The following is a 12,278-nucleotide window of genomic DNA, read 5'->3' on the forward strand; positions in this document are numbered from 1 at the left end:
CGTGTGCTCTTCCGATCTCGGGGACGTCACCCTTCGATCGTAGGTGCAGTGCAGTGCAGTGCAGTGCGGTGCGGTGCGGCGTAGCCGACGCGGATTCCCGCTGGGGTCCGCGGACCTGGCGTCTCGCATTACCCGCGTCGGCGTCTCGTGTCGCCCTCGCCTTCCGGTCCGGGCGTGTTCCGACCCCCAGCCCGGGTGTGTTCCGACCCCACCGGGCGTCGTGCCCAGGCCGGTGTTGCACAGTCTCTCCACAGGTCATCGTACCTGGTAAGCGCCTGTCAGACCCTTCTGTTTGACTGGGTCTATGGCAGTCGAGGCGGCAGTGAATGGGGCGGCGCAGATCACGCACGTGAGCTCCTTGGTGGGCGACCTGGCGCGCCTTGATGTCTCGGGCTTGTCGCAAGAAGACTTCCTGGAGACGTACGACGCTGTGGCGCGGCTCGGCCGTTTGACTGACGCGTTGCGGGCGCGGTTTGCGGGCGATCTTGCGCGGCGTTCTGCGCCGGACCTGCCCGGGGGAGGTCTGGCCCGGCAGCAAGGATTCGGGAGCGCGGGCACGATGGTCGCGTCCGTGACCGGCGGATCTCGGACGGGCGCGCTTCGTGCAATCGATGCCGGACGCGCACTCCTGCCGGATATGGCCGCGATGCTGCCTGTGGCAGACCAGGCCGGTGAGCCCCCCTCGTCTTCAACTCCACCTCCTCCCCGCTACCCCGCAGTGGCGTCGGCCACGACGGCTGGCGACTTATCCGTGGATGCCGCCGGACTCATCACCGCCGGTCTTGAGACCCTGACCGACCGGGTCTCCAGCGATCAGCTTCACGCGCTGGAGGAGCGTTTGGTGGGCAAGGCGGTGAACTTGGCGGAGCATGAGGTGCGTCGGATGGTCGCGAGGGCTGTGGCGCGGGCTGATCTGGCCGGTCATGAGGAACGTGAGAAGCGTCAGCATGCGGAACGGTTCCTGGCCTGGAAAGAGGACCAGACGGGGATGGTCACGCTAACCGGTCGACTCGACGCTGTGACCGCCGCGCCCTTGCGCACCGTGATCGAACAGATGGTCACCCAGCAGTTCGGGGCGCGCCGTGATCAGGACCCCACCAACCAAGACCAGCGGAGCGTGGGTCAGATGCGTGCCGACGCGCTGTTTGACCTGTGTCGTCACGCGTTGGGTTGCCAGGAAACGGATCGGTCGGGTGTGCGCACCACGATCGTGGTGCGGATGACCAAGCGTGACCTTGACACGGGACGCGGCTTGGGGCGTATCGACGGCACGGATCAACCCGTGTCGGTGGGGCAGCTGCGCCGGCTCGCTGGCGATGCGGGGATTGTGCCTGCGGTGCTTGGCGGTGAGAGCGAGGTGCTGGACCTGGGGCGTCGCGTGCGCATGTTCACCCGTGCCCAACGGCTTGCCCTGGTGGAACGTGACGGGGGGTGCGCCAAATGTCACGCCCCACCAGAGCATTGCGAGGCCCACCACATTCGCTGGTGGGACAAGGCAGGTCGCACAGACCTCAACAACGGGGTCATGTTATGCACCCGCTGCCACCACGACATCCACCGCCAAGGCTGGGAGATCCAGATCCGGGCAGGCCGGGTGGACTTCATCCCGCCACCCAACATCGACTCGTCGCGTCGTTCGAGACCCGGGGGACTGGCAGCGATCACCATCGACGCCGAGTGAGGGGCACAGGAATGTTGGTGGACACGGGGGCCCTTGGGGGGCTTTGTGGTTCAGGCAAAGGACGCCACCTCCGCGGCAGAGCAGAGTCGCGCACCATGAATGCCGTGCGGGAGCCATCAAGTCCGGGCCCCGGCGTGATTCGATAGAGCCGTGACAGACCCTCGCGCCCGCCACCAGGACCTGGTGCAGCAGATCGAGCAACACCGCGCCGCCTACTACGGCGACGATGCCCCGACCGTCTCGGACGCGGAGTACGACGCGCTCGAGCGAGACCTGCGCGCTCTCGAGGCGGAGTATCCGGAGCTTGCCGAGCCCGATTCGCCCACTCAGACGGTGGGCTCCGCCGGGGTGGCAACCGGCTTCGCCTCCGTGAAGCACCGCGAACGCATGATGAGCCTCGACAACGCGTTCTCGATCGAGGACGTGGCCGCGTGGCTCGCGCGCGTAGGCAAGGAGGCCGGCGATCACGAAGTGGTCTGCGAGCCGAAGATCGACGGCCTGTCCATCTCACTCACGTACGTGGACGGCGAGCTGACCCAGGGGCTCACGCGAGGCGACGGCACCCACGGCGAAGACGTGACCGCCAATGTGCGCACCATCGCGGGCCTGCCGCACCGTCTGGACGGACCACACGTGCCCGCACTCGTCGAGGTGCGCGGCGAGGTGTACCTACGCATCAAGGACTTCGAGGCCCTGAACGAGGCCCTCCTCGCGGACGGCAAGGCCCCGTATGCCAACCCCCGCAACACGGCCGCCGGGTCGCTGCGCCAGAAGGACTCGGCAGTGACCGCCGAACGCCCGCTCGCGGTGACCACCTACGCTCTCGGTGCGCTGGAGTGGGGCGAGGCCGGGACCGACGCCAGGATGGAATCACAATCCGGCGTGTACCAGGTGCTTTCCGAGTGGGGGCTACCCGTGACCGCCCACGCGAAGGTCCTGCGAGGCATCGAAGACATCGAGGCCTTCCTGCGTGAGCTCGAAGCCAAGCGGCACAGCATGGTGCACGAGATCGACGGCGCGGTGCTGAAGGTCAACGACCGCGCGGTGCAGACGGAACTGGGGTTCACCTCCCGCGCCCCCCGCTGGGCGATCGCCTACAAGTTCCCGCCCGAAGAGGTCCACACCACGCTGGAGGACATCCGCGTGGATGTGGGCCGCACCGGTCGGGTCACCCCGTACGGCGTGATGACCCCCGTCACGGTGGCCGGTTCCACGGTCACGTACGCGACCCTGCACAACGCGCACGAGGTGGCGCGCAAGGGTGTGCTCATCGGCGACACCGTGGTGTTGCGCAAGGCGGGCGACGTGATTCCCGAGATCGTCGGGCCGGTGGTCGCTGCGCGCACCGGCAAGGAACGCGCCTGGACGATGCCCGCCAACTGCCCGTCCTGTGGCACCGCGCTCGCGCAGCAGAAGGAGGGCGACAAGGACCTGCGCTGCCCCAACAGCGAGTTCTGTCCCGCGCAAATCACCGACCGGATCGCCTTCATCGGCTCGCGGGGCGCGCTCGACGTCGAGATGCTGGGGGAGAAGGCCGCGGCGGCGCTCGTGGAGTCGGCAGTGCTCGCCAACGAGGCCGGCCTGTTCGACCTCACGGAGGCGGACCTGCGGCGCGTGCCCATGTTCGTCTACGAGGTGGACGAAAAGCTCACCAAGAAGCGAGCGGCCGCCGGGGTGGTCGGACGCCGGGCGGGGGACGTGGCCGAAAACGGCCGCAAGCTCATCGCCAACCTGGCTTCGGCACGCGAGCAGCCCCTGTGGCGAGTCGTCGTGTCGCTCAGCATCCGTCACGTGGGCCCCACCGCGGCGCGCGCGCTCGCGGCCGCGTTCGGCTCGATGAACGCCATTCGTGAGGCGAGCGAGGAGGACCTCGCAGCCGTCGAGGGCGTCGGGTCGATCATCGCGCAGTCGGTCCGCGAGTGGTTTGCGGTGGACTGGCATCAACGCATCGTGGAGGCATGGGCCGCCGCCGGAGTCCGGATGGCAGACGACCGCGACGATTCGATCGAGCAGACGCTCGCCGGCCTCACCATCGTCGCCACCGGCTCCCTCGAAGGATTCACGCGCGACGGCGTCAAGGAGGCGATCATCTCCCGCGGAGGCAAGGCAGCGTCGTCGGTCTCCAAGGCCACCGACTACGTGGTTGTGGGCGCCAACGCCGGGTCCAAGGCGGCCAAGGCCGAGGAGCTGGGCGTGCCGATGCTGACGGAGGCGGAATTTGTGGCGTTGATTGCGCGAGGACAGCTCGAGCACTGACGACGCATCGGCGTTGATCCAGCCATAGGGGATATTTCGGACACGACGGCGACGGGTGGCGCTGGTTGTGGAACTAGACCTACATTGGTGACACCGACACTTGAGGGCCAACCAGCGGCACTCGTTCGCTCAAGGAAGGGCAGCCGATGAGCCAGACCGTGCGCATTGTGGAGCCGACCGATACCGGCAGGCTCCAAGAGATCGGCGAACTGACAGCCTTGGCCTACCTGGCCGACGGCCTCGTCGACAGTGCGCACCCGTACATGCCGCGACTGCGTGACGCGGCCGCTCGCGCCGCGGACGCGGTGCTGCTCGCCATGATCGATGGCGAGCGTGGCGAAGGCAAGATCGTGGGTACGTTGACCCTCGTGCCGCCGGGTTCGCCCTTCGCGGAGGTGGCCAATGAGGACGAGTACGAACTGCGGATGCTTGCCGTGTCTCCGCTGGAACGTGGTCGCGGCATCGGCAAGCAGCTGACCCAGGCGGCGCTGGACATGGCGGTCGAACGCGGCGCCAAGCGCGTGGTGCTGTCCACCATGGAGACGATGCGCGCGGCCCACGGCCTCTACGAAAAAATGGGCTTCGAACGACGTCCCGAGCTGGACTGGGTCGTGACCGACAATGCGGACGGCAGCGTCTCCAAGGTGGACCCCGCTGCGAGCCCCAGCAATGAACGTGACAGCGTCCGGCTGCTGGGCTATTCGTGGGAGCCCGGCCGGTAGACTCGGGGCCATGTCCCACCTCAGCCGCGCCGACGTCGCGCGACTGGCCGCGCTCGCGCGCATCGACATGAATGACGCCGACCTTGACCGCCTTTCCGGTCAAATCGACGCCATTGTCGACGCCGTCGCACTCGTGTCCGAAGTCGCCAATCAGGACGTCCCAGCCACCTCCCACCCCATTCCGATGAGCAACGTGCACCGCGTCGACGAGGTGAGACCGTCCCTGGCCCAAGCCGACGCACTGGCGGCCGCGCCGGAGGCGGAGGACGGGCGCTTCCGCGTGCCGCGCATCCTGGGGGAGGAAGCATGACCGACTGGACCCGCGCCTCGGCGCTCGAGATGTCCGCTGCCCTGCGCGCCGGAACCGTCACGTCGGTGGAGTTGGTGCAGGCCCACCTGGATCGCATCGCTGGCGTCGATGGCGCCGTTCACGCCTTCCTTCACGTCAACACCGAAGACGCCCTCGCGGTCGCGGCCTCCGTTGACGCCGACCGCGCCGCGGGAGTGGACCTCCCACTCCTGGCGGGGGTCCCGATCGCGATCAAGGACATCCTGGTGACCAAGGGCATGCCCACCACCGCCGGATCAAAAATCCTTGAGGGCTGGATGCCTCCCTATGACGCCACGGTGACGTCCAAAATCCGCCAGGCGCGGATGCCGATCCTGGGCAAGACCAACATGGACGAGTTCGCGATGGGCTCCTCGACGGAGCACTCCGCCTATGGCCCGACACACAACCCGTGGGACCTCGACCGCATCCCGGGAGGCTCGGGCGGCGGCTCTGCCGCGTCCCTCGCCGCATGGGAGGCGCCGCTGGCCATCGGCTCCGACACCGGCGGCTCGATCCGTCAGCCCGCCGCCGTCACCGGCACCGTGGGCGTCAAGCCCACGTACGGCGGTGTCAGCCGCTACGGCGCGATCGCCCTTGCATCGTCCCTGGACCAGTTGGGCCCGTGCGCGCGCACCGTCGCCGACACCGCTGCGCTCCACGAGGTCATGGGCGGTCACGACGTCATGGACGCCACGAGCCTCGACCAACCCGTGCCGTCCTGCCTGGACGCCGCCCGCGATGGCGCCACCAATGGCCTCAAGGGAGTGCGCGTCGGCGTGGTCAAGGAGCTGGGAGGCGACGGCTACCAAGCCGGCGTTAAGCAACGCTTTGAGGAGGCGCTGGACCACCTGCGCGCTGCGGGGGCCGAGATCGTGGAGGTGAGCTGCCCGTCATTTGTGTACGCAATGGGCGCCTACTACGTGATCTTGCCGTCCGAGGCGTCGAGCAACCTTGCGAAGTTCGACTCGGTTCGCTTTGGCCTGCGCGTCGAGCGCGACACGATCGAGCAGACCATGGGCGCCACGCGCGCCGAAGGCTTTGGCGACGAGGTCAAGCGCCGACTCGTGTTGGGAACCTACGCCCTCTCGGCGGGATACCGCGACGCCTATTACGGCTCGGCCCAGAAGGTGCGGACGCTCATCCAGCGCGACTTCGTCGCAGCGTTCGAGAAGGCCGACGTGCTCGTCTCGCCCACCACGCCGACCACGCCCTTCAAGCTAGGGGAGCGCGTCGACGACCCGGTGGCGATGTATCTCAACGACATCGCGACCATCCCCGCCAACCTCGCAGGCATCCCCGGAATGTCGCTTCCCTCAGGAGTGGCGCCCGAGGACGGTCTGCCGGTCGGCTTCCAGATACTTGCCCCGGCCCATGAGGACGCGCGGCTGTATCGCATCGGCGCCGCACTGGAGAAGGCGCTCGTTGCCGAGTGGGGTGGCTCGTTGGCTTCGATGGCCCCCGAGTTGGAGGTGACGCGATGAGCGCGGCGACGCACCTGGTCGGCTACGACGATGCCATGGCGGCATTTGACCCGGTGTTCGGTATCGAGGTTCACGTCGAACTCAACACCAAGACCAAAATGTTCTGCGGTTGCGAGAACACCTTTGGCAACGAACCCAACACCCAGGTGTGCCCCGTTTGCCTCGGTTTACCAGGGTCGATGCCGGTGACCAACGAGAAGGCCGTCGAATCGGCCATCCGCCTGGGGCTCGCGCTGGGTTGCTCGATTCGCGAGTCCAGCCGCTTTGCGCGCAAGAACTACTTCTACCCCGACCTTGCGAAGGACTATCAGATCAGTCAGTACGACGAGCCCACCTGCTACGAGGGTGAACTCGAGGTGGTGCTGGACGACGGCACCGTGGTGATGATCGGCATCGAGCGCGCACACATGGAGGAGGATGCCGGCAAGAACACCCACGTGGGTGGCACCGGCGGCATCCAGGGCGCCTCCCACTCGCTCGTCGATTACAACCGCGGCGGCGTCCCTTTGGTGGAGATCGTCACCAAGCCCATCGAGGGCATGGGCGAGCGCACCGCCGAGGTGGCGCGCGCCTATGTGGCCACCATCCGCGATATCGTCCGTGCCTTGGGGATCTCGGACGGCCGCATGGAGCAGGGCCGCCTGCGCGCCGACGTGAACCTGTCGCTGCGTGCCAAGGCCGCTCCCGGCGAGGACCAGAGCGCGGTGCCGTTCGGCAAGCGCTCCGAGACCAAGAATGTCAACTCGCTACGCGCAGTCGAGCGGTCAATTCACTACGAAGCGGGCCGCCAGGCGGCGCTGCTACTCGCGGGTGAGCCCGTGGTCCAGGAGACGCGCCACTGGCACGAGGACACCTCCTCGACCACGCCCGGCCGCTCCAAGGAGGAGGCGGAGGACTACCGCTACTTCCCGGAGCCCGACCTGCTACCTGTCGAGCCATCGCGGGAGTGGGTGGAACAGTTGCGGGCGTCGATCCCCGAGCACCCCGCCAAGATGCGTGCGCGGCTGCGCGAGGAGTGGGGCTTCAGTGATCTGGAGATGCGCGACGCGGTCGCGGCCGATGCGTTGACCCTGATCGCCGACACCGTCGCGGCTGGCGCCGCACCCCAGGCAGCGCGCAAGTGGTGGATGGGTGAGCTTGCCCGCACCGCCAACGAGCAGGACGTGGAGCTCCCGGAGCTTGCGGTGACGCCCGCCGACATCGCGCAGCTTCAGGGTCTGGTGGATGAGGGCAAGATCAATGACAAGCTCGCCCGTCAGGTCCTCGAAGGAGTGCTCGCCGGTGAGGGATCGCCCGCCGATGTTGTCGCGTCTCGGGGGCTCGAAGTGGTCTCCGACGATTCGGCCCTTGAGGCCGCGGTGGACGAGGCACTCGCCGCGCAGCCGGACGTTCTGGACAAGATCCGCGAGGGCAAGGTCCAGGCTGCCGGCGCCATTGTGGGAGCGGTCATGAAGGCCACTCGCGGCCAGGCCGATGCTGGCCGGGTTCGCGCGATCATCCTGGCGCGGGCGGGCGTCGAGGGCTAGCGCAGCGGACCGCGTAGCGCTGAGTACGGGCAACGGGCAACGGGTTACGACTGTGGCGCGTCGCGCTTGAAGGAAGCGGGATCGCGCAGCAGCGGCAGGAACGCGAGTTCGGCGGCACCCACCAAGTGCACGCGACCGCCGAGTTGGGCTCGCTCGATGCGGGTGCCCGCCCAAATCTGGGCGAAAGATTCTTTGGCGACCGCCCCATCGAGCACGGCTGGTGCTGCCGCGTACAAGGACCCCAAGAATCCCGCCAACACCACCAGCTCCGGGTTGAAGATCGAGATGACGTTGCCGATGGCACCCGCAAGCACTCCCAACTGACGCTGGATCTCGGCGCGAACGGTAGGGTCGGCGCCGGCCCGAGCCAGCTCGTCGTCGAGGTCAACGAGGTCCACGCTGTCGCGCCCTAACGCCACCAGCAACTTCGAAAGACTCACTTCCGTCTCGAGGCAACCGCGGCGACCGCAGTGACACTGTTCGCGCCTGCCGGCCACAACGGTGTGTCCAAGCTCTCCACCAAAACCCGAATGCCCCCGCAAGATGATGCCGTCGACCACGGCGCCACCACCGATTCCGGACCGCGAGCCATTCAGGTAGACCACGTCTCGCACTGCGCGGCCGGCACCGAACACCGACTCGGCGATCGTGGCGACCCTCGCATCGTTGCGGATGACCACCGGAATGCCGAGCGCGTCCGCCAACAGGTCGCCGAGCGGCTCGTTGGTCCAGTCGAGGTGGGGGGCGCGCACCACGAACGAGTCCTCGGATCGCACCAGACCCGGCACGGCCACGCCGGCTCCAAGCACGATGTTGGCGGGACCCACCTCGTCGCGGAGTTCGCGGAAGACCTGGGTGACCGCGTCGACGGTCTGCGCCACTGTGGGAGGGCTCTTCCACTCGTGTCGCACGCGCCGGTGAAGCGTTCCGCCGAGCCCGACGAGGCCGATGGTGACGGCGTCGAGGTCGGGATTGATGGCGAGCGCCAAGACATCGGTTCGCGGGTACACGTGAGGGCTCGGGCGTCCACGCGAAGCATGCTCCCCAGGAGCTATCTCACGCGCCAGACCCAGGTCCGCGAGCTCGGCGACCAACACTCCCACCGTCGAGCGATTCAGACCCGTCTGGCGCGTCAGGTCCGCCCGAGACATCCCCGGGTGGTGGTGCACCGCCGTCAGGATGGTCGACAGGTTGTGGCGCCGCGTCGCGTCGACGCGGCTGCCACGACCCGCTGAGAACGACGAGGTGCCACGCGGCGCTCCGCATGGGTCGTACTGCTTCAAGGGGTCGCCCATCCGTGGCTCCTTTGCTGGGGTTTCGTCTTGTAACATCACAGTAAGTGGATGCTGACAACATATAACCGATGCTCCAACCGGACAAGCGTCGCGGTTCGCACACTGGCAGATTGCAGTCGCCTCCGAGACACATGCAGCTCTCCCGGAAGGTGTTGACAAGCGACGAATCCGCTAATAAGTTCGCACTAACAACTATTGATCAAAGAAGATCGGAGCCTCACCATGGCGACCACTCCCACACCCGAAGACAAGTTCACCTTTGGTCTGTGGACCATCGGCTGGGCCGCACAAGATCCCTTCGGCTCGGCCACCCGCGGGCCGATCGACGCTGTCACGGCCATTCACAAACTCTCCGAGCTTGGCGCCTATGGAATGACCTTCCACGACGACGACCTGTTCCCGTTCGGTTGCTCTGACGCCGACCGTCGGGCTGCCATCGACGCCCTGAAGACGGCTTGCGATGACACCGGCATGACCATTCCGATGATCACCACGAACACGTTCTCGCACCCCGTCTTCAAGGATGGTGGCGTCACCTCGAACGACCGCGACGTGCGTCGTTTCACGGTGCGCAAGGTGCTCCGCAACCTCGACCTGGCTGCCGAGCTCGGCGCGAAGACCTTCGTCATGTGGGGCGGGCGTGAGGGAGCTGAGTATGACTTCTCCAAGGACATTCGCGTGGCACTCGAGCGCTACCGCGAGGCGGCCAACCTGTTCGGTCAGTACGTGATTGACAAGGGCTACGACATCAGGTTCGCGATCGAGCCCAAGCCCAACGAGCCCCGTGGCGACATCCTGCTTCCGACAGTCGGACACGCGATGGCATTCATCACTACCCTGGATCACCCCGAGATGGTGGGCCTGAACCCCGAGGTCGGTCACGAGCAGATGGCCGGGCTGAATTTCACGGCTGGCGTCGCTCAGGCGCTCGACCACGGTAAACTCTTCCACATCGACCTCAACGGACAGCGCGGCATCAAGTATGACCAGGACATGGTCTTTGGTCATGGCGACCTGTACAACGCGTTCTCGCTCGTCGACCTGCTGGAGAGCGACGGCCCCGACGGCAAGCCCGCGTACACCGGCCCCCGCCACTTTGACTACAAGCCGTCTCGCACGGAAGACATCGACGGCGTGTGGGAATCGGCGAGGGCCAACATGCGCATGTACCTGCTGCTCAAGGAGCGGGCCGCGGCCTTCCGCGCCGACCCTGAGGTCCAGGAGGCCATCAAGGCGACCAAGCAGGACCAGCTTGCGCAGACGACGCTGGGCGCCGACGAGTCCGTCGCCGACCTGATCGCCGACACGAGCGTCTACGAGACGTTCGACGCCGACTCGTACTACGACGCGAAGGGCTACGGCTTTGTCCGTCTGCAGCAGCTCGCGGCCGAGCACCTGATGGGTGCCCGCGGCTAGCGAACCGCCTGACCGGCCCGCCGCCCCCGATGTCACGCCGGCGGCGGGGTGGCCTCGCGGCACACCTCATCCGAAAGTCAAGGAGACAGCAATGACGCTCGTCGCAGGAGTCGACTCCTCCACGCAAAGCTGCAAGGTGGTCGTGCGCGACCTCGAAACCGGTGAGGTGGTCCGTTCGGGCCGCGCCTCGCATCCCGACGGCACCGAAGTCCACCCCGACCACTGGTGGACGGCGCTGCTGGCGGCCCAGGCCGACGCGGGCGGCATCGGCGACGTCGCCGCGATCAGCGTCGGCGGCCAACAGCACGGCATGGTCGCGCTCGACGCCGACGGCAACGTCGTGCGTGAGGCGCTGCTGTGGAATGACACGCGATCCGCGCGGGCCGCACGCGACCTGATCGAGGAGTTTGGGGCCGAGGACCTGGTGCGTCGTACCGGACTGGTGCCGGTCGCGTCCTTCACAGTGACCAAGCTGCGCTGGCTGCGCGACGCGGAGCCAGAGAACGCCGCCAAGGTCGCAGCGGTCGCCTTGCCGCACGACTGGCTCACGTGGCGACTCATGGGCTACGGGCCCGCACGGGAGTCGCCGTTGGGTCCGCGACTGGACGCGCTCACCACGGATCGTTCGGACGCCTCCGGAACCGGATATTGGAGCCCCACCACGGGCGAGTACGATCGCGACCTGCTCGTGGCCGCGCTCGGACACGACGCGGTGGTGCCCACGGTGATCGCACCCGACGGGCGTGCGGGCACGGTGGGCTACGACGGCCCGACGGAGATTGTGATCGGCCCCGGAGCGGGAGATAACGCGGGTGCGGGCCTGGGGCTCGGCGCCGGCGAGGGGGACATCGTCGTCTCGCTTGGCACGTCGGGAACGGTCTTCGCCGTGACCCCTGAGCCCGTCACCGACGCCAGCGGCACCATCGCGGGATTCGCCGACGCGGGCGGCCAGTTCCTGCCGATCGTCGTGACTCTCAACGCCGCGCGGGTGCTCGACTCCGCGGCCCGGCTACTGGATGTCGACTTTGACGGATTGGCCGAGTTGGCCCTGTCGGCTGAACCGGGTGCAGGAGGTGTGGTCCTGGTCCCCTATTTCGAGGGCGAGCGCACTCCGAATCGCCCCGATGCCACGGCGAGCCTGGTGGGCCTGACCCTGTCCTCCTCCACTCGGGCGAACATCGCCAGGGCTCACGTCGAGGGAATGCTGTGCGGCCTCGCGGATGGCATCGACGCCGTGCGTGCGCACGGGCTGGAAGCCAAGCGTGTGCTGCTGGTGGGCGGCGCCGCGTTCAACCCCGCAGTGGGCAGGGCTGCGGCACAGGTGTTCGGACTGCCGATCGACATTCCCAAGCCAGGGGAGTACGTGGCGCTGGGCGCGGCGGTGCAGGCCGCGTGGTCGCTCGTGGGCGAACGCCCCGGCTGGTCGGTCGAGATGGACACGCATATTGATCCGGATCCGCAACCGCACGTGCGGACGCAATACGCCGACGCAACAAGGCAGCTGTATTCCTAGGTGCGCGCGGTCCTCGAGGCTCCTGAGCCGCTACGCGGGACCGCGCGAGCGCGGCCG

9 protein-coding genes are annotated in these 12,278 nt (G+C 67.5%); 8 read left to right on the forward strand and 1 reads right to left on the reverse strand.

What is annotated here, in order from left to right; all coding sequences use genetic code 11:
• Positions 1–304 precede the first annotated feature (304 nt).
• The 6 genes from QZZ29_RS05450 (at position 305) to gatB (ending at position 7,997) form a co-directional block, all read left to right on the forward strand.
• The gene (locus QZZ29_RS05450) at positions 305–1,681 is read left to right on the forward strand and encodes an HNH endonuclease signature motif containing protein (RefSeq protein ID WP_291381974.1); all 1,377 of its coding nucleotides are present in this window, start codon (positions 305–307) and stop codon (positions 1,679–1,681) included.
• Between the two features lie 150 nt (positions 1,682–1,831).
• The gene (gene ligA, locus QZZ29_RS05455; protein WP_291381975.1) at positions 1,832–3,937 is read left to right on the forward strand and encodes an NAD-dependent DNA ligase LigA; all 2,106 of its coding nucleotides are present in this window, start codon (positions 1,832–1,834) and stop codon (positions 3,935–3,937) included.
• 146 nt (positions 3,938–4,083) lie between these two features.
• Positions 4,084–4,659, forward strand: coding sequence for a GNAT family N-acetyltransferase (locus QZZ29_RS05460; RefSeq protein ID WP_291381976.1), 576 nt, complete (start codon positions 4,084–4,086; stop codon positions 4,657–4,659).
• Positions 4,660–4,669: 10 nt separating this feature from the next.
• Complete coding sequence (gene gatC / locus QZZ29_RS05465; RefSeq protein ID WP_291381977.1) at positions 4,670–4,969, forward strand: Asp-tRNA(Asn)/Glu-tRNA(Gln) amidotransferase subunit GatC; 300 nt, start codon at positions 4,670–4,672, stop codon at positions 4,967–4,969.
• Positions 4,966–6,471, forward strand: a complete 1,506-nt coding sequence (gene gatA / locus QZZ29_RS05470) for an Asp-tRNA(Asn)/Glu-tRNA(Gln) amidotransferase subunit GatA (RefSeq protein WP_291381978.1) — start codon at positions 4,966–4,968, stop codon at positions 6,469–6,471. Before gatC ends, gatA begins: the two co-directional genes overlap by 4 nt.
• Positions 6,468–7,997 carry an Asp-tRNA(Asn)/Glu-tRNA(Gln) amidotransferase subunit GatB gene (gene gatB, locus QZZ29_RS05475; RefSeq protein ID WP_291381979.1) on the forward strand — a complete coding sequence of 510 codons (1,530 nt, stop codon included), beginning with the start codon at positions 6,468–6,470 and terminating at the stop codon, positions 7,995–7,997. Before gatA ends, gatB begins: the two co-directional genes overlap by 4 nt.
• Positions 7,998–8,041: 44 nt before the next feature.
• Here gatB and QZZ29_RS05480 read toward each other — a convergent pair whose 3' ends face one another.
• On the reverse strand, positions 8,042–9,292 hold the full coding sequence (locus QZZ29_RS05480) for an ROK family transcriptional regulator (RefSeq protein WP_291381980.1): 1,251 nt from the start codon (positions 9,290–9,292) through the stop codon (positions 8,042–8,044).
• Positions 9,293–9,514: 222 nt separating this feature from the next.
• On the opposite strand from QZZ29_RS05480, the gene xylA reads away from it, so the two are divergent.
• Positions 9,515–10,708: a xylose isomerase gene (gene xylA / locus QZZ29_RS05485; RefSeq protein WP_291381981.1), complete on the forward strand. Its 1,194-nt coding sequence runs from the start codon at positions 9,515–9,517 to the stop codon at positions 10,706–10,708.
• Positions 10,709–10,799: 91 nt separating this feature from the next.
• Complete coding sequence (gene xylB / locus QZZ29_RS05490) at positions 10,800–12,221, forward strand: xylulokinase (RefSeq protein WP_291381982.1); 1,422 nt, start codon at positions 10,800–10,802, stop codon at positions 12,219–12,221.
• The last annotated feature ends 57 nt before the right edge of the window (positions 12,222–12,278 follow it).

The organism is Demequina sp. (genome assembly GCF_016278765.1).
Lineage (GTDB): Bacteria > Actinomycetota > Actinomycetes > Actinomycetales > Demequinaceae > Demequina.

Bases quoted from the DNA above. Each gene is read 5' to 3' on its own strand.
- QZZ29_RS05450 (WP_291381974.1), top strand. From the start codon at position 305: ATGGCAGTCGAGGCGGCAGTGAATGGGGCGGCGCAGATCACGCACGTG.
- gatC (WP_291381977.1), top strand. From the start codon at position 4,670: ATGTCCCACCTCAGCCGCGCCGACGTCGCGCGACTGGCCGCGCTCGCG.
- xylA (WP_291381981.1), top strand. From the start codon at position 9,515: ATGGCGACCACTCCCACACCCGAAGACAAGTTCACCTTTGGTCTGTGG.
- QZZ29_RS05460 (WP_291381976.1), top strand. From the start codon at position 4,084: ATGAGCCAGACCGTGCGCATTGTGGAGCCGACCGATACCGGCAGGCTC.
- QZZ29_RS05480 (WP_291381980.1), bottom strand. From the start codon at position 9,292: ATGGGCGACCCCTTGAAGCAGTACGACCCATGCGGAGCGCCGCGTGGC.
- gatB (WP_291381979.1), top strand. From the start codon at position 6,468: ATGAGCGCGGCGACGCACCTGGTCGGCTACGACGATGCCATGGCGGCA.
- xylB (WP_291381982.1), top strand. From the start codon at position 10,800: ATGACGCTCGTCGCAGGAGTCGACTCCTCCACGCAAAGCTGCAAGGTG.
- gatA (WP_291381978.1), top strand. From the start codon at position 4,966: ATGACCGACTGGACCCGCGCCTCGGCGCTCGAGATGTCCGCTGCCCTG.